At 74.4% G+C, this 20,009-nt stretch carries 20 protein-coding genes; 4 read left to right on the top strand and 16 right to left on the bottom strand.

The window, feature by feature from the left end; all coding sequences use genetic code 11:
- Positions 1-80 precede the first annotated feature (80 nt).
- Positions 81-950, bottom strand: a complete 870-nt coding sequence (locus tag ABD352_RS53185) for a hypothetical protein (RefSeq protein WP_344620329.1) — start codon at positions 948-950, stop codon at positions 81-83.
- Here ABD352_RS53185 and ABD352_RS53180 point away from each other — a divergent pair.
- Complete coding sequence (locus ABD352_RS53180; RefSeq protein WP_344620354.1) at positions 850-1,194, top strand: GGDEF domain-containing protein; 345 nt, start codon at positions 850-852, stop codon at positions 1,192-1,194. The genes ABD352_RS53185 and ABD352_RS53180 overlap by 101 nt on opposite strands.
- On the opposite strand, the gene ABD352_RS53175 is transcribed toward ABD352_RS53180, so the two are convergent.
- The 14 genes from ABD352_RS53175 to ABD352_RS53110 all read right to left on the bottom strand — a co-directional run bounded on the left by ABD352_RS53175 (position 1,154) and on the right by ABD352_RS53110 (position 15,165).
- Entirely contained in the window at positions 1,154-2,530 is a 1,377-nt protein-coding gene (locus tag ABD352_RS53175) for an alkaline phosphatase family protein (RefSeq protein ID WP_344620328.1), read from the bottom strand. The two genes, ABD352_RS53180 and ABD352_RS53175, sit on opposite strands and share 41 nt — an antisense overlap.
- Positions 2,527-3,684 (bottom strand): metabolite traffic protein EboE, encoded by a 1,158-nt coding sequence (eboE, locus tag ABD352_RS53170; protein ID WP_344620327.1) that lies wholly within the window; start codon positions 3,682-3,684, stop codon positions 2,527-2,529. The genes ABD352_RS53175 and eboE overlap by 4 nt, the downstream gene beginning before the upstream one ends.
- On the bottom strand, positions 3,684-4,532 hold the full coding sequence (locus tag ABD352_RS53165) for a TatD family hydrolase (RefSeq protein ID WP_344620326.1): 849 nt from the start codon (positions 4,530-4,532) through the stop codon (positions 3,684-3,686). The genes eboE and ABD352_RS53165 overlap by 1 nt, the downstream gene beginning before the upstream one ends.
- Positions 4,532-5,128: an EboA domain-containing protein gene (locus tag ABD352_RS53160; protein WP_344620325.1), complete on the bottom strand. Its 597-nt coding sequence runs from the start codon at positions 5,126-5,128 to the stop codon at positions 4,532-4,534. The genes ABD352_RS53165 and ABD352_RS53160 overlap by 1 nt, the downstream gene beginning before the upstream one ends.
- Positions 5,125-5,988 carry a sugar phosphate isomerase/epimerase family protein gene (locus ABD352_RS53155; protein WP_344620324.1) on the bottom strand — a complete coding sequence of 288 codons (864 nt, stop codon included), beginning with the start codon at positions 5,986-5,988 and terminating at the stop codon, positions 5,125-5,127. The genes ABD352_RS53160 and ABD352_RS53155 overlap by 4 nt, the downstream gene beginning before the upstream one ends.
- Complete coding sequence (locus ABD352_RS53150; protein WP_344620323.1) at positions 5,985-6,833, bottom strand: SCO3242 family prenyltransferase; 849 nt, start codon at positions 6,831-6,833, stop codon at positions 5,985-5,987. Before ABD352_RS53150 ends, ABD352_RS53155 begins: the two co-directional genes overlap by 4 nt.
- Positions 6,830-7,963 (bottom strand): inositol-3-phosphate synthase, encoded by a 1,134-nt coding sequence (locus ABD352_RS53145; RefSeq protein ID WP_344620322.1) that lies wholly within the window; start codon positions 7,961-7,963, stop codon positions 6,830-6,832. Before ABD352_RS53145 ends, ABD352_RS53150 begins: the two co-directional genes overlap by 4 nt.
- A gap of 159 nt (positions 7,964-8,122) precedes the next feature.
- Positions 8,123-8,734 (bottom strand): membrane protein insertase YidC, encoded by a 612-nt coding sequence (yidC, locus tag ABD352_RS53140; RefSeq protein ID WP_344620321.1) that lies wholly within the window; start codon positions 8,732-8,734, stop codon positions 8,123-8,125.
- Positions 8,735-8,968: 234 nt separating this feature from the next.
- A complete protein-coding gene (locus ABD352_RS53135; protein WP_344620320.1) occupies positions 8,969-9,223 on the bottom strand; it encodes a DUF6412 domain-containing protein in 255 nt (84 codons plus the stop codon).
- A 113-nt stretch (positions 9,224-9,336) separates the two neighbouring features.
- Positions 9,337-9,825, bottom strand: coding sequence for a hypothetical protein (locus ABD352_RS53130; protein ID WP_344620319.1), 489 nt, complete (start codon positions 9,823-9,825; stop codon positions 9,337-9,339).
- A gap of 467 nt (positions 9,826-10,292) precedes the next feature.
- Complete coding sequence (locus tag ABD352_RS53125) at positions 10,293-10,958, bottom strand: response regulator (RefSeq protein ID WP_344620318.1); 666 nt, start codon at positions 10,956-10,958, stop codon at positions 10,293-10,295.
- Positions 10,955-11,659, bottom strand: a complete 705-nt coding sequence (locus ABD352_RS53120) for a sensor histidine kinase (RefSeq protein ID WP_344620317.1) — start codon at positions 11,657-11,659, stop codon at positions 10,955-10,957. The genes ABD352_RS53125 and ABD352_RS53120 overlap by 4 nt, the downstream gene beginning before the upstream one ends.
- A 167-nt stretch (positions 11,660-11,826) precedes the next feature.
- Positions 11,827-14,577 (bottom strand): helix-turn-helix transcriptional regulator, encoded by a 2,751-nt coding sequence (locus ABD352_RS53115; protein ID WP_344620316.1) that lies wholly within the window; start codon positions 14,575-14,577, stop codon positions 11,827-11,829.
- A gap of 456 nt (positions 14,578-15,033) precedes the next feature.
- The gene (locus ABD352_RS53110) at positions 15,034-15,165 is read right to left on the bottom strand and encodes a hypothetical protein (protein WP_344620315.1); all 132 of its coding nucleotides are present in this window, start codon (positions 15,163-15,165) and stop codon (positions 15,034-15,036) included.
- 168 nt (positions 15,166-15,333) lie between these two features.
- Here ABD352_RS53110 and ABD352_RS53105 point away from each other — a divergent pair, with 168 nt between their 5' ends.
- The 3 genes from ABD352_RS53105 to ABD352_RS53095 all read left to right on the top strand — a co-directional run bounded on the left by ABD352_RS53105 (position 15,334) and on the right by ABD352_RS53095 (position 18,985).
- The gene (locus ABD352_RS53105; RefSeq protein ID WP_344620314.1) at positions 15,334-16,101 is read left to right on the top strand and encodes a DUF72 domain-containing protein; all 768 of its coding nucleotides are present in this window, start codon (positions 15,334-15,336) and stop codon (positions 16,099-16,101) included.
- Positions 16,102-16,883: 782 nt separating this feature from the next.
- Positions 16,884-17,348, top strand: a complete 465-nt coding sequence (locus ABD352_RS53100; RefSeq protein ID WP_344620313.1) for a MarR family winged helix-turn-helix transcriptional regulator — start codon at positions 16,884-16,886, stop codon at positions 17,346-17,348.
- Positions 17,349-17,578: 230 nt separating this feature from the next.
- Complete coding sequence (locus tag ABD352_RS53095; RefSeq protein ID WP_344620312.1) at positions 17,579-18,985, top strand: serine/threonine-protein kinase; 1,407 nt, start codon at positions 17,579-17,581, stop codon at positions 18,983-18,985.
- A 3-nt stretch (positions 18,986-18,988) separates the two neighbouring features.
- On the opposite strand, the gene ABD352_RS53090 is transcribed toward ABD352_RS53095, so the two are convergent.
- Positions 18,989-19,813 carry a sugar phosphate isomerase/epimerase family protein gene (locus tag ABD352_RS53090; RefSeq protein ID WP_425553982.1) on the bottom strand — a complete coding sequence of 275 codons (825 nt, stop codon included), beginning with the start codon at positions 19,811-19,813 and terminating at the stop codon, positions 18,989-18,991.
- Between the last annotated feature and the right edge of the window lie 196 nt (positions 19,814-20,009).

Below are 20,009 nucleotides of genomic sequence, written 5' to 3'. Positions count from 1 at the left end.
CCCCTCCGACTATCCGGATCGCACCTGAAAGGCGTTCCTTAGGGGTTCTACCTGTGATACTTCTCAGGTTCGCCCCGTCCTCAGGTCGGGGGTGACGCCGCCGAGTGAGTGATATGCCCGTCGACGAGGCGCTCGTGCGCATGCGCCGCAGCCTGGAGTGGGCCGGCATCATCAGCCGCACCTGCGCGATGCTGTGGATCATCGCGTCCATCGCCGTGCTGCCGGCCATCCCCGGCATGTCGACCGCCCTGGGCCTGGCCGCGGCGGGGGCCGAGGGGCTCATCAACGGGCTCGCCGTGGTGGCGCTCCGCAGCGTGGCCAAGCCGCGCTACCTGCGGCTGAGCGCCGTCCTGGTGGCCGTGGACACCCTGGCGATCGTCGGCATGGTCTTCAGCGCGGCCCGCTCCCCCGACCTGGTGTTCTGGCCGCTGCTCATCATCCCGATCATCGTGGCCGCGTACCGCCACCAGCTCACCGGCGCGCTGCTGGTCTGCGCGGTGGCCTGCGCCGCCGACTTCCTGCTGTACTGGCAGTCGCCGCAGCTGGTGGGCCGCCAGATGCCCGCCGACCTGATCAGCGTCGCGCCCGGGCTGGAGCTGGTGGTGGCGATGATGACCGGGCTGCTGTCCCGGGCCCACCACAACCACCTGGGCCAGCTGGCCGCCGCCCGGGCCGGCCTGCGCGAGCAGGCCCTGCACGACCCGCTGACCGGGCTGGGCAACCGCAACCTGCTGCACGAGCACGCCCGCGGCGTCCTTCGCCCCGGGGACGTCGCGTCGGTACTCGTCCTGGACCTCGACGGCTTCAAGCCGGTCCCACGACGAGCTGGGCCACGCCGCCGGCGACGAGCTGCTGCGCGTCGTCGCCGACCGGCTGCGCGCCCAGGTCCGCGACGGCGACCTGGCCGCGCGGCTCGGCGGCGACGAGTTCGTGGTGATGCTGCCGGCCACCGACGCGCCGGCCGCCCGGGAGGTGGCCGAGCGGCTGCGGGCCGCGATCGGCGCCCCCGTCCCGCTCGGCCCCGGCACGGTCCGGGTGGACGCCAGCATCGGCACCGCCACCGCGCGCGACGGCGACCTGGACAGCCTGCTGCGCACGGCGGACGCCGAGATGTACCGCGTCAAGTCCGCCCACCACCTGCTGCGCGAGAGCGTCAGCCCGCCAGCCCGGCCAGCCGCAGCAGCAGCGACTTGACGTCGGCGGCCGCGACCCGCTCCGGCGTCAGGGATGGGTCGTCGCACAGCCAGACCGGGCCGTCCTCGTCGGCGGCCGGGCGCAGCCCGTGCGATCCCCGCACCGCCTTCGCGCCGGCGTCGAGGCCGACGACGCTCATGAGGTACCGCATCCCGATCTTCTTGCGCAGCAGTGCGAGCCCCGCGCGCCCCTTCGCCGCCCCCGGCCCGGCCGGGTCGAGGAACAGCTCCGCCGGGTCGTAGCCCGGCTTGCGGTGGATCTCGACCAGCTTGGCGAAGTCGGGCGCCCGCGCGTCGTCGAGCCAGTAGTAGTACGTGAACCAGGCGTCGGGCTCGGCCAGCAGCACCAGCTCGCCGGAGCGCTCGTGGTCGAGGCCCTGCGCCGCCTTGCCGGCCTCGTCGAGCACCTCGCCGACGCCTGCCAGCCCGGCGCACAGCTTGCGCACCAGCGCGACGTCCTGCTGGTCGCGCACGTACACGTGGGCGATCTGGTGGTCGACGACCGCGAACGCGCGCGACGTCCACGGGTCGAGGTACTCCATCCCGTCCTGCGTGTACACGTTGAGCAGGCCCTCGGCGCGCAGCAGCCGGTTGACGTCGACCGGCCGGCGGGCCTGCGTGATGCCGTACTCCGACAGCGCCACCGTCGTCGCCCCGCGCGCCCGGCCCGCCTCCAGCAGCGGCCCCAGCACGGCGTCGAGCTCGGCCGCGGCGGCCGCGGCGCGCGGGTCGGACGGGCCGTAGCGCTGCAGGTCGTAGTCGAGGTGCGGCAGGTACACGAGGGTCAGGTCGGGCGACTTGTCGGCCAGAAGCTGCTGCGCGGCCTTGGCGATCCAGGCCGACGAGGGGATGCCGGCGGTCGGGCCCCAGTAGGTGAACAGCGGGAAGGGGCCGAGCCGGTCGGTGAGCTCGTCGTGCAGCGACGGCGGGAAGGTGTAGCAGTCGGGCTCCTTGCGCCCGTCGGCGTAGTAGATGGGGCGGGGCGTGACGGTCCAGTCGACGTCGGCGCCCATCGCGTACCACCAGCACACGTTGGCCACGGTGTAGCCGGGCTCGGCCCGCCGCGCCGCGTGCCAGAGCTTCTCCCCGCCGACCAGCGCGTTGTGCTGCCGCCACAGGAACACCTCGCCGAGGTCGCGGAAGTACCACCCGTTGCCGACGATCCCGTGCCCGGCCGGCGCCTCGCCGGTCAGGAAGGTCGACTGCACCGAGCACGTCACGGCCGGCAGCACGGGGTCCAGCGGTACCGCGGGACCGAGCTTCGACAGGTTGGGCATGTGCGGCAGCAGGCGGGGGGTGAGCCCGACGACGTCCAGCACGAGCAGCGGCTTGCTCACTTGGTGCGCTCCAGGGTCTTCAGGCCCAGGTCCTGCAGGGTGTCCCGGGCGTAGGCGAGCTCGGCGGCCATGCCGTGGGCGAGGGCCCGCGGGCCGGCCGGGCGCTGGGCGGGTGGCAGGACGTTCCAGGTGTACGTCTCGACCTCGAGGTGGTCGCAGGCGGCGATCGGCCCGCCGACGAGCGCGCCCAGGCCGGCCCGCAGCACGGCGGTGGTGGCGCGCAGCGGCGGCTCGGGCGCGGCGTGCAGCGGCACGTGGTAGTGCACCCGCCACGGCCCGTCCGGCCCGGCCTCAAGGGCCTCGTCGAGGTCGTCGAACGAGTGCGCGCAGCCGGCGGTGCGGGTCTGGTGCAGGAACTTCGGCTCGGCGTAGCGCTCCACGACCTCGCGCGACCCGTCCGGGTCGGCGACCTCCAGCGCGGCCGACACCTGGATCTTCACCACCGGCAGGCCGGCCCGGGACAGCCGCTGCACCGCGGCCACCGGGTCCTCCCAGGCGCAGGCCAGGTGGGCCAGGTCGACGCAGACGCCGAGCCACTGCCGGTCGGCCCGGGACAGGTGGACGGCGGCCTGCAGGGTGTTCTCGATGACGCAGCCGGGCTCCGGCTCGAAGGCGACGCGGACGGTACGGCCGCTCAGCACCTCCAGCGCCGCCAGCCCCTGGGCCAGGGCGTCCAGGGCGCGGTGGACCCGGGCCGCCTGCATGCCGTCCCACGGGTCGCGCCAGCCCAGCGGCAGCGTGGAGATGGAGCCGCGGGCGGCGTCGTCGGGCAGCAGGTCGACGAGGATCCGGGCCAGGTCGAGGGTGTACCGCAGGCGGGCCGGGTCGGCCCAGTCGGGGCGGTACACGGCCCGCTTGACCACCGGCGCGTGGAACTCGCGGTAGGGGAACCCGTTGAGCGTCACCACCTCCAGGCCCCGCGCGTCGAGCTCGCGGCGCAGGCGGCGGCGCCGGGACGGGTCGGCGGCCAGCTCGGCGGCGACCGCGGCGCCCAGCCACAGCCCGAGGCCGAGCACGTCGGTGCCGAGCCGCTCGCGCATCGGCGTCGCGTAGGTGTCGAGCTGGGCCAGGATGCCGGGCAGGTCCTCGGCGGGGTGGACGTTGGTGCCGTACGCCAGGTGCACCGTCTGCCCGTCGGGGTGGCGCAGCCGCATCAGGATCCCCCGCGCAGGATCGAGTTGCCCTCGAACGTCGCCTCGGTCTCGATGTCGGACAGGTCGAGGCGCTTGGACTGGCCGTAGAACTCGACCGGGTTGCGCCACAGCACCCGGTCCACGTCGTCGTCGGAGAACCCCGCGGCGAGCATGGCCTCACCGGTACGGAGGGTCAGCAGCGGATCCGAGCGCCCCCAGTCGGCCGCGGAGTTCACCAGCATCCGCTCCAGGCCGAACTCGCGCAGGATGTGCACCATCCGCTCGGCGGTCATCTTCGTGTCGGGGTAGATGGAGAAGCCCATCCAGCAGCCGCTGCCGGCCACCGCGGCGACGGTGACCTCGTTGAGGTGGTCGACGGCGACCCGGCCCGGGTCGATGCCGGACTCGCGGACCACGGCCAGGGTGCGCTCGGTGCCGCGGGCCTTGTCCCGGTGCGGGGTGTGCACCAGGGCCGGCAGCTCGTGCTCGACCGCCAGCTGCAGCTGGGCCGCGAACACCTCGTCCTCCTCCGGGGTCATCGAGTCGTAGCCGATCTCGCCGACCGCCACGACCCCGTCCTTCTCCAGGTAGCGCGGCAGCACGCCGAGCACCTCGCGGCAGCGGGGGTCGTTGGCCTCCTTCGGGTTGAGCGCGATGGTGGCGTGGTGGCGGATGCCGAACTGCCCGGCCCGGAAGGGCTCCCAGCCGACGAGGGAGTCGAAGTAGTCGGTGAACGAGCCGACGCTGGTGCGCGGCTGCCCGAGCCAGAAGGCCGGCTCGACGAGGGCCCGCACCCCGGCGGCGGCCATCCGCTCGTAGTCGTCGGTGGTCCGGGAGGTCATGTGGATGTGGGGGTCGAAGATGCGCATCACGAGACCCTCTCCTGAAGTCGGTGCAGCAGCGCGGTGGCGTCGTCGGCCATGGGGCGCCCGGCGGCGCGGCGCTCCTCGGCGAGGCCCGCGAGCATGACGGCCAGCTCGGCGTCGGCCCGGGCGTCGAGGTCGGCGATGCCGGCCAGCGGCAGGCCCATGAACACGGCCTTCAGGACCCCCTGGCGCCAGGCCGGCTGGGCGAGGTGCTTGGCGGCCGGGCCCAGTGCCGCGGCGACGAGCCGCGTGTCGTTGGTGCGCAGGGCGTCCTCGAGAATCCTGCCGGCGGATGGCACGTCGAGCAGCGGCAGGGCCCGCAGGACGGCCCGCTTCTCGGCGGCGTCCCCGTAGCGGTAGAGCGCCTCGATCTCCGCCTCGTTGTTCCCGGCCTTGCTCAGCAGCAGGACCCTGGCCGCGTCGTCGGCGCTCCAGCCGTCGATGCTGGTGAGCATCCACCGGCCGCAGCGGCGCCCGGCCGCGGGGAAGAGCCGCCCGATCGCCGAGGGCTGGCGGGCCACGGTCTCCAGGGCGGTGTCGAGCCAGACAGTGTCGGAAAGCTCCGACTTCAGGGCGGCGTACAGGGCTTCGGTACTCATGACACCTCCTGGAATCGGTCCAGCGAACGCTGCTCGGCCTCGCGCAGGAAGGCCAGCGAGTCGCGGGCCACGCTCGGCGCGGCGTGGCTGTGGCGGGGCAGCTCGACGGCGACCAGGCCGCCGTAGCCGATGTCGGCGAGGGCCCGCATCACCGGCGGGAAGTCGACCTCGCCCTGGCCGAACTCGAGGTGCTCGTGCACCCCGCGGACCATGTCGTCGATCTGGACGTTGACCAGCGAGCCGGCGGCCAGGCGCACGCACTCGTCGGCCGGCACGGGCTCCAGGCACCGGCAGTGGCCGATGTCGAGGGTCAGCCCGAAGCGCACGGGCGCGCCGAGGTCGGCGCGCAGCCGCTCCCAGTCGGCCATCGACTCGACCAGCATGCCGGGCTCGGGCTCGAAGCCGAGCATCATCTCGGCGCCCTCGGCGGCGGCGAGCACCTCGGCGCAGCCACCCACCAGCCGCCGCCAGGCCTCCTCGGCCGGCACGCCGGGCGGGCGGACCCCGGCCCAGAAGCTGACCGCCTCCGCCCCGAGGTCGGCGCCGATGCGCACGGCCCGGCGCAGGAAGTCCAGCCGCGGCCCGGGCTCGTCGTCCAGCAGCGTGGGTGCGTGCTTGTGCCACTTGTCGAGCAGGAACCGCGCCCCGGTCTCGATGACCACCCCGAGGCCGAGCTCGCCCAGCCGCTGGCCGACGGTCCGCACGTGCCGGGCCAGGTGGGCGTCGAACGGGTCGAGGTGGTGGTGGTCGAGGGTCAGGGCGACGCCCTGGTAGCCGAGGCCGGCGATGACGTCGAGGGCGTCGTCGAGGCGGTGGTTGCTGAACCCGTTGGTCCCGTAGCCGAACCGCAGCCCGGTCATGTCGGCGACACCTTCCTGGACAGCAGCCGGGCCAGCGGGGCCGCGGCGGCGACGAGGATGCCGGCGACGGGACGCCCGGCCCGGGCGGTCAGGGCGCCCTGCAACGCCGGCAGGTTGAGGATCCCGGCGCCGACCGAGGCCCGGATCCGCGGCGCGGCCGGGTCGCGGACGGCGGCCAGCTGCGGGGCGCCGTAGCGGTACGCGTACAGGGCGGCGAGGCCGGCCGGGACCAGCGGCCGCCTGGTCGCCACCGTGGCGGCCGCCACGGCCGCGGTTCCGGCGAGGGTGGCGGCGGGCAGCGCCGGGGTGGCACCGTCCACTTCGGACCGGCTCAGCGCGGTCACCGTGTACGTGTGGGCGAACACGGTCGCGGCCGGCCAGGCCGCCCGCCGCAGCCGTCCCCCGGACGCCCCCAGCAGCACGTCCAGCGCGCGGCAGGCGGCCATCGCGGCGGGGCCGGCCGGGGTGTTCTTCAGCCCGAGGTCGTAGGCCCAGACCGCGCCGGCCAGCGGCGCGGCGACGGCGAGCGCCTTCTTCCCGCCGACCAGGCCGGCGGCGGCGACCCCGGCGGCGGTGAGCCCGGCGGCCACGGCGAGGGCCGTGCGGGCCTCGACGCGGCCCGACGGGATCGGGCGGGACGGGCGCTCGACGGCGTCGATCTCGCGGTCGGCCCAGTCGTTGGCGGCCATGCCGGCCCAGTAGAGCAGGACGCTCGCCCCGGCCAGCCCGGCGGTGCGGGGGCCGAGGCGCCCGGCCGCCGCCGCGCCCGCGACGACGTCGCCCGGCACGGAGAGCGCGGCGGGGGCCCGGACCAGTTCGACGAGGTCGCGCCAGGTCGGGCTCATTGCAGGCTCGCCGCGAACTCGACCAGGGCCTCGAACTGGGCGGCCAGGCCGTGGTCGACCTCGCCCAGCGGGTCCTTGAAGAAGAACGCCAGCTGCGGCAGCGGGCCGGCGTGGCCGCTGCGGTGCGCGGCCGCGACCAGCCGGACCAGGTCGAGCACCAGCGGCGCGGCCAGCGCGGAGTCGCAGCCGTGCCAGGTGAACTCCATGCGCATCGGGGTCCCGAGGAAGCCCGCGAACGTGATGAGGTCCCAGGCGGTCTTGAAGTCGCCGATGTCGGGGACGTACTCGATGCGGGTGTGGCCGTCCGGCACGTAGCCCAGGGTCTCGCCGAGCACCCGCTGCTTGCTGGCCGACTTGGCCGCGTTGGCGCCGGGGTCGGCGAGCGTCGCGCCGTCGCCGCCGCCGAGCAGGTTGATGCCCGACCAGGACCGCACGGCGAGGCGGCGCATGGCGAACATCGGGGCGAGGACGGCCTTGAGCAGCGTCTCGCCCGTCTTGCCGTCGTGGCCGGCGTACGGCAGCCGCTGCGCCAGGGCCAGCTCGTGCAGGGCCGGCAGGCGGGCGCCCGTGGACGGGGTGAAGTCGACGTACGGGCACCCGGCGCGCAGGGCGGCGTAGGCCACGAGGGCACTGGGTGGGAGTACGACCTCCGGGGTCTGCATGGCCCGCTCCAGGGCGGCCAGGTCCGCGTGGGCGGGGTGCGGCGCCGGGGCCGGCTCGGTCGAGGCGACGTTGACGACCACCACGCGCTCGAGCCCGTGCCGCTCCCGGAACGCGGTCAGGTCGGCCGCGATCGCCGCCGCGGCCGCGGCCTGGGTCTCGGCGTGCGGCAGCGGCCGGACCTCCTCGTCCACCGTGGACAGTTCGCCGTGCAGCGCGGCGACCAGCGGCCCGGGGACGACCCCGGCCGCGGCGAGCGCCTCGGCCCGCTTCAGCAGCCCGGTGGTGGCGACGTCGTGACCGCCGAACACCAGGTCGCCGAAGCCGGGTAAGGCCGCGCCACGAAGGGCGGGATGCTCGGTGACGCAGCCGATCGGTTCGGCCAGACCGGCCCGCAGCGCCGAGGCGCCGACGATGCTGGTGACGGCCACGGATCCACGCGCGCCGACCAGCCACACACCCGTACGCACGGGGGCTCCTCCTAGCGGTGAGGACGTATGCGACAGCGGTACATGGGGTGGGCGATATCGCCGGCTGTCGCTGGCTACGGAGCCTAGAGCCCGCCGATACCCTTCCGCCAGTACCAACCGAACTTTTCTTGTTTTGATTCAAACTTTCGTTTTTGACTACTAAAGTGTGACCGAATCCGCGGGCGCCCGGCCGCGCAGCCACCACCGCTCGGCCGCGGTCCACGCCCCGCTGGTGACCAGGTAAATCCCGGCCGCAACCGGCACGAGCGGCGCAAACGCCACCGTGCCGAACGACAGGAGGCGGCTCAGCCGGGGCGCGCCGGCGGGTAGCTGCCGCACGTTCCAGAGCGCGACGGCGGCGAGGGCGGCGACGATGAGCCAACCGGCCAGCAGCGCCGGGTGCGTCGCGAGGCGGGCGGTCAGGTCGGCGCCGAGCAGGGTGTGGCCGTGCATGGCGGGGCCGGTGAACTCGCGGTACAGCAGCCAGACGAACGGGGCCTGGGCGAGCATCGGCAGCAGCCCGGCGAACGGCCCGGACCCCTCGGCGCGCATGACCTCGGCGGTCTTCTCGGCCAGGACGACGGGCTCGCGGGCGTGCCGCTCGCGCAGGTCGGCGAGGCGGGGGGCGAGGCGGGCGCGGACCCGCTCGGCGCGGTAGGCGCGGATGCTGAGCGGGAGGAGCGCGGCGCGGAGCAGGAGGGTGGCCACGACGATGGCGGCCGGCACGGAGCCGAGCGCTCCGGCCAGCGCGATGAGGGCAGGGTGCAGCACGGAACGGTCCTTTCGTTCCTTCGTGTACGGGGGGCGCCCTGTTCTGGGCGCGCGTGTTCGACGGCGCGCTCGCTTGTCGCGGCGGCGCGCTCGTTCGACGGCGGGCTCGCTTGCTCGCTTGCTTCGGCGGTCCGCTTGTTTCGGCGCAGGCGTCACCCGATGAAGGCCGCGCGCGTGCGTCCGGGCCTTCGTCGTGACTGTGTCAATTCGCGCGGCGGCTCGAGGCCGCGCGGGTCAGATTCCGGGCGCGCGGGGCCTGGGCCGGCCGGGCGCGTCGGGGTCCGCCGAGCGGATCGCCTGCCCCCGGGCCGCCCGGGCCCGGGCCGGAACGGCGCGTACCCGCGCCGGGGTCGCCGGCGCCCCGGCGACGAGCCGCGTGGCGAGCACCACGGCGAACGCCGCCAGCACCGCCGTCGCCACCGCGACGAGGTCGGCCGGCGTCGCCGCGCTCGTCCACGCGGCGAACATGGTGGTCATCGACCACGACATGCAACCGATGCTACGCACCGGATGCAAGCGCCGGCCACCGCTTCAGGCCGCGCGATGCATCCGGCCCGCCGCCAGCAGCCCCAGGACGACCACGAGCGCTGCGACGCCGAGGTTCAGGCCGCGCGATCCAGCCGGCCCGCCACCAGCAGCCCCAGGACGACCGTGAGCGCGGCGACGCCGAGCAGGAAGGCCCGATCCACCGCGTTGTCCGCGTTGGCGGCGAGCCCGAAGAGGCTGTGGCTCACCAGCGCGCCGATGCACGCGGCGAGGCGGTGCCGCGGGGTCCACGCCGCCGGGCGCGAGCTCGGCGCGGCCTGCGTCATCGTGTTCCTGCTGCTGTCGGCGGCCGGGTGCGCGGCCCACCGCCGCAGGGCGATGACGGCCAGCGCGGCCACCACCGCCGCGCCCGCCATCGGCGCGAACGCCCACGCGCCGTGCGTGAACATCGGCTGCCGCGCCCCGCCGAAGGGCCAGATCAGCCCCATGAACCCGAGCGTGGCCAGGCCGGCCGCGAGCGCCACCGCGCCCGGCCGGGGCGGGTTCGCGGGGCGCGCCGCCGGCACCCGCACCCGCAGCGCGGCCACGGCGAGCGCGACGACCACCGCCGCGATGGGCCGCCGACTACGAACACCATGCCCGCCCGGGTCCAGAGCGTCGCGGCGCCGTCGGTGCTGCCCTGGTACGCCAGGATGCTCCGCCGGAAGATGAGGGTCAGCGCGGCGAACGTCACGCTCACGGCGACCCCGGTGACGAGCAGACCCACGACGATGTGGATCGCCCTGCGCTGCTGCTGTGTCGTCATGCCGTCGACGCTAGGAATCCGGCGTCCGGCGCGAGAGCGGTCCCGCTCCTACGACCTCCGGACGAGCCCGCTGTAGATGTGCGCCCTTCGGACGAGCCCGGTTTGGATGTGCGCCCTTCGGACGAGTCCGGTTTGGATGTGCGCTCTTCGGACGAGCCCGCTTTGGATGTGGCCCTTTGGATGTGGCCCTTCGGACGAGCCCGCTTTGCATGTGCGCGAACTTGCGGGCTTCGCGATGAGCCTGCGGCCTTCGGCGCCCTTCGCGGCTCAGCCCGGCGGGCGGGGGCGCACGAGGCCGAGGTCGTAGGCGAGCACCACGGCCTGCACCCGGTCGCGCACGCCGAGCTTGCGCAGGATCGCCGACACGTGCGTCTTCACGGTCGCCTCGGTCACCACCAGCCGCGCCGCGATCTCGGCGTTGGCCGAGCCGCGGGCCATGAGCAGCAGGACCTCCCGCTCCCGGTCGGTGAGCTGCCCGAGCGCCCCGGCGGGCGCCGCCGGCGTCACCTCGGTCGCCACGAACCGGTCGAGCAGCCGCCGGGTGGCCGTGGGCGCCAGCAGCGCGTCGCCGCGGGCCACGACCCGGATCGCCTCCACCAGGTCGGCCGGGCGCACGTCCTTGAGCAGGAACCCGCTGGCCCCGGCCCGAAGCGCCGCGCAGAGCGGCTCCTCCAGGTCGTACGTGGTGAGGATGATGACCCGCGGCGCCCCCTCCCGCGAGGTCAGCCGGGCGGTCGCCGCCACGCCGTCGACCCCGGGCATCCGCACGTCCATGAGCACCACGTCGGGCCGCGTCTGCCCGGCGAGCCGGATCGCCTGCTCCCCGTCGGACGCCTCCCCCACCACCTCGAGGTCCTCGCGCGCCTCGAGGATCATCCGGAACCCGGACCGCACCAGCGCCTGGTCGTCCGCGATGAGCACCTTGATCGTCATGCCCGCTCCCCGTACGGCAACCGCGCCTCCACCTCGAACCCGCCCCCGGCGAGCCCCTCGGCCCGCAGCGTCCCCCCGAGCAGCCCGGCCCGCTCGCGCATCCCCGCGATCCCGTGCCCGCCGCCGGAGACGACACCCCCGCGCCCGTCGTCGCGCACCAGCACGTCCACGGCCGCCGCGGAGATCCGGACGACGACGCGGGCGCGCCCGGCCCGCGCGTGCCGTAGCGCGTTGGTGAGCGTCTCCTGCACGATCCGGTACGCGCTGAGCTGTACCCCGAGCGGCACCTCGCCGCCGCCTTCCCGGTCGAGGTCGACCTCCAGCCCCGCCGCGCGGACCGTCTCGGCCAGCCGGTCGAGGTCGTCGAGCGTCGGCTGCGGCCCGCCGTCCTGCCGCGCGCCCCGGTCGTCGCCGTCGTCGCCCTCGCGCACGGTTCTGTCGTCGCCCTCGCGCACGGTTCTCAGGAACGACCGCAGCTCTTCCAGCGCCGCCCGGCCGGCCGCCTCGGTCCGGCGCACCGCCTCGCGGGCCCGTTGCGGGTCGGCGTCGAACACCGCGATGCACACCACCGCCGCCGCCCGCCCGGCCGCCCCACCGGCGGCCGGCGCCCACAGCAGCATGGGCAGGGACACGGCCACGGCGGCGAGCGCGAACAGCCCCCGGGCCCGCCGGGAGAGCCATGCGGTGTACCCGTCCCCCATGCGCCGCACCTTACGCGGCCGGTCGCACCCCGGCTCGTCCACTCGCCCGCCGTTCCTCGCCGGACGCGGACCCGCGACCCACGCGGCCGATGCGGCCCGGGATCGCTGCGTGCGTCACCGGCCTACGCCCAACGTCGACCGACCCTGCCGGCCCGGTAGCCCCGGGCTCAGGCGGGCCGGGACCGTACCCAGGCCGCGACCTGCGTCCGGGACTCCAGGTTCAGCTTGTTCAGGATGTTCGAGACGTGCACCGCCGCCGTGCGGGGCGAGATGTACAGGCGGCGGGCCAGCTCCGCGTTGGTCAGGCCCTCCGCCAGCAGGACCGCCACCTCGCGCTCCCGCGGCGTCAGGGCCTCGTCCCCCGCGCCCGCCGCGCCGGCGGCCACCGGCGTCGCCAGGCCCAGGCGGCCGCGCAGGCCGGTCAGCTCGGCCACCCGCCACCCCGCCCACCGGGCCAGGTGGGGCTCCGCGGCCCGGACGTGCTCCCGGGCCGCGTCGGCGTCGCCGAGCGCGAGCAGGCACCGGGCCGCGCCGAGGTGGCCGCTGCCGCGCTGGGCCGGCAGCAGCATGGTCGGCTCGGCGACCGCGGCCCGGTAGAGGCGCAACGCGTCGGCGAGGTCGCCGGACGCCTCGGCGATGTGGGCGTCGGCGAGCCAGCGGTACGCGTCGTCGAACAGCGGGTCGTCGATGGCCACGGCGAGCGGGCGCAGCTCGTCGGCACTCAGGCCCGCGGCGAGGCCGGCGGAGATCAGGTCGTGGGCGAAGTCGCGGCCGGAGATGCCGGTGACCCGGACCGCGTCGAGGACGACGCGCAGCAGCTCGCGGGCCTGCTCGGCGCGGCCGAGGCGGCAGGCCAGGTGGAACTGCAGGCCGGGCACGGAGGTCTGGGTGAGCATCGTGTAGGCGTCGGTGGAGCTCTCGATGAGGCCGCGGATCACCATGTCGGCCTTGTCCAGCTCGCCCGCCTCGAGCAGCAGGCCGGCGAACAGCACCCCGTGGTAGTCGCTGCCGTTGCGGGTGCGCAGCAGCCCCCGGTCGCGGCGCCGGGCCGCCTCCAGCTCGGCGATCGCCGCGGCGAGGTTGCCCTCCTGCACGGCGAGGCGGGCGCGGCCCTGGAAGTACGCGGCCACGGCCAGCGACTCGAACCCGGCCTGCTCGGCGAACGTGCGCATCTTCTCCAGCGCCGCGGCCCAGTCGGCCGGCCCGCCCGGCAGCAGGTTGTAGAGGCCGTTCATCGACCGCGCGGCGATGAGCCACTCGCCGGCCTCCTCGGCCTCCTGCGCGGCCTCGTTGAGCAGCTTGATGCCCTCCTCGACGCCGGCCGCGACGCCGACCAGGGCGCAGCCCTTCTCGACCTTGCCGGCCAGCCAGACGGCCGGCATCCCGAGCTCCTCGCCGAGGGTGATCGCCATGTCGGCCCAGGCCACGGCCCGCTCGGTGTCATCGTGCAGCATGTAGGCCTGCGCGATCGCGGCGAACGCGTGGGCCTTGGCCGGCCCGTCGTCGAGGTGCGCGATCTCGGCCCGCAGCTGCGCGGCCCGCTCCTGCATGGTGTTGCTGCTGCCGATCTCCCAGCCGAGCCGGGTCAGCAGCCGCAGCGCGTCGGCCCGCTCCTCGTGGGTGGCGGCCGCGCCGAGCCAGCGCTTGCCGAGCTCCTGGGCGTCGTCGAGCAGGCCGGCCAGCCAGGCGGCCCGGGCCCCGCAGGAGAGCAGCTCGACGTCGTCGGGCAGCTCGTCGAGGCCCATCTCGGCCAGCTGCAGCGCCTGGTACGGCGACCCCATCCCCATGTAGACGTGCAGCCCCCGCCGCGCCGCCTCCACCATGTCGAGATAGCGCCCGGCGCCCCTGGCGTGGTGGGCGACGAGCGCGTAGTCCCTGCTGCCGGTGGACAGCAGCGTCTCCAGGGCCAGCTCGTGCAGCCGCCGCCGCTGCCGGGCGAGCATCTCGTCGACCAGCGCCTCGCGGGTCAGGGCGTGGCGGAAGCTGAACTCGTCGTCGCCGGTCTCCACCATCAGCCCCCGGCGGACCAGGTCGCGCAGCCCGTCGATGAGCGCGGGCTCGTCGAAGCCGGTGACCGCGGCGAGCAGGTCGAAGGGCACCTTGCGGCCGAGCACGGCGGCGGCCTCGACGATGCGCTTCTCCTCGTCGTCGAGCTCGTCGAGCTGGCGGCGCATGGCCTCGGCGATGTTCCACGGCAGCGGCCGGTCGCACAGCGTGTCGAGGTCGTTGTCGCCGTTGGCCTTGAGCAGCTCCTCGAGGAAGAACGGGTTGCCGCCGGTGCGGTTGTGCAGCGACAGCGCCGTGCGGTAGGCGGGCGCGCGGCCGGTGGCGGACTTGACGAACATCGAGGTGTCGGCCAGGCTCAGCCGCTCCAGCCGCACGTTGCTCACCGTGTAGCGCCGCTCCAGCCGGGTCAGCAGGTCGGCGAGCGGGTGCCGGCGGGTGATCTCGTCCGGGCGGTAGGTGCCGATCAGCAGCCGGCTGCCGGGCAACTCGGCGATGCGCTCGAACAGCGCCACGCTCTCGGAGTCGGCCCAGTGCAGGTCCTCGAAGACGACGATCGACGGCCCCGGGGTGGTCAGCCGCCGGACGATCTCCAGCCCGGCCTGAATGCGGTCGATCATCGACCGGGACGCGTCGGTGACCACCTCCAGCAGCTCCGGGTCGAGACCCTCGGAGCGGTGGCAGCTGTCGATCGCGTCGAGCAGCACCTCGAAGGGGCGGCTGAGGGTGCCGGGGTCGGCCTGGCCGTCGAGGATCGGAACCGCACCGGGCAGCCCCGAGATGAGTTCCTGGACCATGCGGCTCTTGCCGATCCCGGCCTCCCCGCCGAGCATGGCGATGGAAGGCTCGGACCCGTCGATCAGCCGGCGCAACCGGCGCAGCTGATCGTCGCGGCCGACCATCACCTGACTCATTCCGCTACGGCTGGCCCGCACGCCACCAGCCTACCGGCGCGTGGCCGGTGCTCTGGCTGTGATGGGCGCGACCTGCGCCACCACGGCCGGCGCGCGTGGCGCGCGGCGGGGCGCTCGTGCGGTTCGAGCCCCAGCAGGCTCTGCTGGCGGTGCTGGAGCTGGCTGTACAGGAACGCGGGGTGCATCATCTGGACTCCTCGGCCGGACGGTTCGGTGTTGTGTCTCCATCCTGTCGAGGTAAGGAGCCCCTGCCATCTGTACCTGTTACGTATCTTCGCCCGCCGGCGGTGCCTAGTCATGGCCTGCGGGGGCCTAGTCATGACGGCCGCACGCGCTACCCGGTAGAACCAGAACAGCCCCGGCGCCCCGTGTGGACCACCAGGAGGGGTGTGGTCCACATGGAGCGCCGGGGCTGAACTCCCCCGCGGTTCGGTCGCGGCGGGCCGGTCACGCCGGCTACGCCGCGGCCCGCACGCGCTGTGCTCGCCGCCGTAGCCGTACGCGGCCTGACCAGTTCTTGGCCTCGTCGAGCATGTGCAGGCGGCGCTGGCGGACGAGCTCGGTCAGCAGACCATCGTGGACGTTCATCGCATTCCCCTCTCAACCTTGTGACTCCATCCTCGCCGCGTAAGGCTTCCGTGCCATCGGTAACGCTTACGTACTCCGGCGCCGCCGACATACGTAGACGGGCCACCGCGGCGTCTACGTATCCCCTCGGCGTGACTAGTCATCCCGGCGCGGGGAATCAGTGCGGGCATGATGCGCATCGGGACGTCCGGCTGGCAGTACAAGGACTGGAAGGGCCGCCTGTACCCGTCCGACCTGCCGCAACGCCTCTGGCTGGAGCACTACGCGCAGGCGTTCGGCACGGTCGAGGTCAACAACGCCTTCTACCGGCTGCCCGAGCGCGCCACGTTCGAGGACTGGCGGGCCCGCACCCCGGACGACTTCGTGGTCGCGGTGAAGGCCAGCCGGTACCTCACCCACATCAAGCGCCTCCGCGAGCCCCGCGAGCCGGTCCACCGCCTGATGCAGCGGGCCGAGGGCCTCGGCTCGAAGCTCGGCCCGGTGCTGCTGCAGCTGCCGCCGACGCTGCCGGCCGACGCGGGCGCGCTGGAGGAGACCCTCGCCGCGTTCCCGAAGGGCGTGCGGGTGGCGGTCGAGGCGCGGCACGACTCCTGGTGGACGCCGGAGATTCGTGACGTACTGCAATCGCACAACTCCGCACTGTGCTGGTCGGACCGTGAAGGCCGTCCGCAGGCCCCGCTGTGGCGCACCGCCGACTGGGGCTACCTACGCATGCACGAGGGCCGCGCGACGCCCCGACCCCGATACGGCCGCTCGGCCCTCGACACGTGGACGGGCCGCCTGTGGGAGGCATTCAAGAGCCAGGACGTCTACGTGTACTTCAACAACGACCCCGGCTGCGCGGCCGTCGCCGACGCCGTGGCCTTCGCCCGGCTGGCCGAGCACCGGAAGCTCAGCACCGGCCGCGCCCCGGACCGCCGCCCGAACTGGTCGTAGGCTTCGACCGTGGCCAAGTTCTGCTGCGCGATCTTCGTGGTCGTCGCCTTCCTCGCGTTCCTGGTGTGGCAACGCCGCCGTCTGATCAACCGCGGCCCCGGCGACCGCCGCCGCTGAAACGGGCCGGCGGGCCCGCCGCGCAGGTCCCGCCGCGGGCGGCCCGGCTACGCAGCGCCACCATCGACCGGCAGGAACGGCGGCAGAAGCACCGGCAGAACACGGTGCGCCCGACCCGCCGGTGGCACCGCCCGAGACGGAGAACGGGGGCTCCGGCCTACCGACCAGGATCGGCCCTGCGTCGCAGACCCCGACTGGGCCGCCGGGCCGCACTACGATGGCCGTCCGCGCGCGCCCGGGTGGGCGCGGCCGCAGCCCGCGGGCGTCGCGGCGGCCGCCTCAGTGCGCCCGGGCCGGGCGCGTCCGTCAGTGCCGTCCGAGCAGGCCGGGACGCGACGGGTGTATCAGGCGGGACACAGCCCTTCTCTCGTCAAGTGCCACTACACGCACAGACAGCACGGGCGGGGACGCATGCCCACGAGCCTCCCAAGGATCACGAGAAGTTCCAATTCACCGGATAACCGACAGAGCAGGCGGACAAAGACGGTCAATGCCCGCAATTGGCGGCGCCGCAGGGTGGGTGGAAGATCGCTCAGCGTAATGAGGGGACAACGGAACCAGCACGTTCCCGATATTCTGTGTGTTCGATGCGGGGACCAGAGGGGGGCCGCCCATATGGGCAAGCACGGGGTTGCGCCGGCGCGAGCAGCTCGGCGCAGGACACGGTGACCGCAACGGTCGGCAGGGACGGCGGCGGCTTCTCCGGGCCGACCGAGACCGTCCTGCACCTGCACCGCGCCGCCAACGCCGTCCGGCAGCACGTCGAGCAGGAGGTGCTCCGGCCGCGCCAGCTGACCTGGACCGGGTTCGTGGTCCTGCGCACCGTGTGGGCCGCGCGCCGCATCGAGACCCGGCACGTCGCCGAGCAGGCCGGCATCTCCAAGGCCACGCTCACCGGCGTGGTCGACACCCTGTCCGGCCGGGGGCTGGTGCGCCGCAACAACCACCCCGACGACGGGCGCCTCGTCCTGCTGCAGCTCACGCGCAAGGGCCACCGGCTGATCCGCGAGCTCCTGCCGGAGTCGCAGACCGCCGAGGCCTACGCACTGTCCTATCTGGAGCCCGGCGAGCTCGCCCGGGTCACCGCGGCGCTGCGTGGACTGGTCGATCACCTGGAGCGACAACGCTGACCGATTGGCCCGGGAACGGGGGAAATCGCGTCATCGCGGGGCGTCGCGATCGTTGGGCAAGTACCGGAACCGTGACACTTCTGGTGTGACCTCCGGCGCGGACGGACGTGCCTGCCTGGACTACTGTTCGGACGGTGCGCCCCCGCGGTCTTTTCATCTCCCGGTGAAGGGGCCAGACTGCACGTGAACCAGACCGCACGACCACCCCTAGTACACGTGGAAGGACCCCGATGACCGAGGCAGGCAAGCACGACGACGCCGACGGTGGCGCGCCGGACCTGCCCCTGCGCTCGGCCGCGCCGGCCCGGAGGGCCACCGTCGGGGACCTGAACCAGAACGATCCGTTACACATCGACGACTATCGGTTGCTCGGCCAGCTCGGCATCGGCGGCATGGGGACCGTCTACCTGGCCCAGTCGCCGGAGGGCAACCGCGTCGCGGTCAAGCTGGTCCACGCCCACCTGGCCCGCGACCCCCGCTTCCGGGTGCGCTTCGCCGGCGAGGTCCGCGCCGCCCAGCGGGTGCCGGGGTTCTGCACCGCCCGGGTGCTCGACTCGGGCGTGTACGAGGAGCGCCCCTACCTCGTCACCGAGTACCTCGAGGGCATCCCGCTGTCCCGGCTGGTCGCCGACGACGGCCCGCTCGACCCGGCGATGCTGCACAGCGTCGCGCTCGGCGTCGCGGCCTCGCTCGCCGCGATCCACAACGTCGGGCTGGTCCACCGGGACCTCAAGCCGAGCAACCTCATGGTCACGCTCGGTGGCGTGCGCATCATCGACTTCGGCATCGCCCGGGCGCTCGACGCGGCCAGCGACATCACCGGCACCGGCAACATCGTCGGCAGCCTCGGCTGGGCCTCCCCCGAGCAGCTGCGCGCCGAGGAGCCGACCGCGGCGATGGACATCTTCGGCTGGGGCTGCCTGGTCGCGTTCGCCGCCACCGGCCGCCACCCCTACGGCGGGGAGGAGGCGGCCGCCCGGGCCTGGAAGATCCTGGAGGGCCAGCCCGACCTCAGCGGCATCCCCGACCCGGTCCGCGACCTCGTCGCCGCCGCGCTGAGCCGCGACCCGGGCGACCGCCCCGACGCCCGGCAGCTGCTGCTCGGCCTGGCCATCGACGACCTCGAGGCGGCCACCGTCCCGGTCCAGCGCCGCTGGCTGCGCGGCGCCGGCCAGATGTCGCGCCGGCGGGTCACCTCGATGGCGATCGCCCTGCCGATGGCCCTGGCCCTCGTCTTCGCGGCCGCCGAGACGACCTCCGACCTCATGGGCGGCAACCCCGGCGGCGACTCGCACCACGGCACCACCAACGGCGGCGACAGCGGGCCGGCCAACGCCTCCCCGCAGCCGGGCCCGCACGGCACCGCCGGCAACGGCGAGGCCGGCAAGCCCAACGGCGGCGCGACCGCCACGCTCATCGGCAACCCGACGAACGTGGCCCAGACGCCGGTGGCGACGCAGACGGTGGACGGTCAGCCGACGCCGTCGCAGGGCACCCCGACGCCGACCCGCACCACGCCGTCGCCGACCGACACCACGCCGCCGGCGACGACCACGCCGCCGGCCCCTACCACGCCGCCCGACCCGCCGACGACCACCTCGACGCCGCCCCTGGACGGCGGGGTCCAGGCGCAGTAGCCGTCAGGCGACGTGTTCGACGTACCGTCGCATGGTCTCCTGAAGCACTTCGATCCCGGGGCGGGACCACACGTCCTCGTGGAAGACCTCGACCTCGACCGGCCCCGTGTATCCCGCGGCGTCGACCGCCTCGCGGAAGCGGCGTAGCTCGACACAGCCGGCGCCGGGCAGGCCGCGGCCCAGCAGCACGCCCTCCGGCAGCGGCGTGATCCAGTCCGCGACCTGGAAGCACGCGATCCGCCCGCCCGCGCCGGCCCGGGCCAGCTGCGCCCAGACGCCGTCGTCCCACCACAGGTGGTACGTGTCGACCGCGACCCCGACGACATCCGCCGGGTGCTGCTCGGCAATGTCGAGGGCGTTGCCGAGCGTGGCGATGACGCAACGGTCCGACGCGAACATGGGGTGCAAGGGCTCAATTGCCAGCCGTACGCCGACCGCCCGCGCATGCGGCACCAGCTCCGCAATCGCGTCGGCGACCCGGCGGCGCGCGCCGTCGACGTCGCGGCTACCGTCCGGGAGACCGCCGCTGACCAGCACGAGCACGGGGGCGCCGAGGGCCGCGGCCTCGTCGATGGCCCGGAGGTTGTCCTCGCGCCAGCCTTCGGCGGTGAAGAACCCGCCCCGGCACAGGCTGGTGACGGCGAGGCCGGCTTCGCGCACGAGGGCGGCGGTGCGCTCGAGGCCGCATTCGGCGACCTGGTCGCGCCACAGCCCGATACCGCTCACGCCGGCGGCCGCGCAGCCCGCGATCGTGTCCGCGGTCGGCCATCGTTTGGTAGTCGCCTGGTTGAGCGAAAACCTCGATAAATCGCCCACTTCGCCTCCAATATTGGCAATTTCCGATTCGGTACCGCGCCAAGCCCGCCACACCACAAAGCGCAACGGGCCGCTGTCCTTTCCGTCCACCCCCGCCCACCCCCGCCCACCCCGCAAAGCACGACGAGCCGCAGCATTCCGCCCCGGCCCGCCCGACCGCGGAGCGCAACAGGCCGCCGCCTCTCCGCCAACACCCCCCGCCCACGCC

Source organism: Dactylosporangium salmoneum (assembly GCF_039532525.1).
GTDB lineage: Bacteria > Actinomycetota > Actinomycetes > Mycobacteriales > Micromonosporaceae > Dactylosporangium > Dactylosporangium salmoneum.
This window is presented reverse-complemented; position numbering and strand designations above follow the sequence as displayed.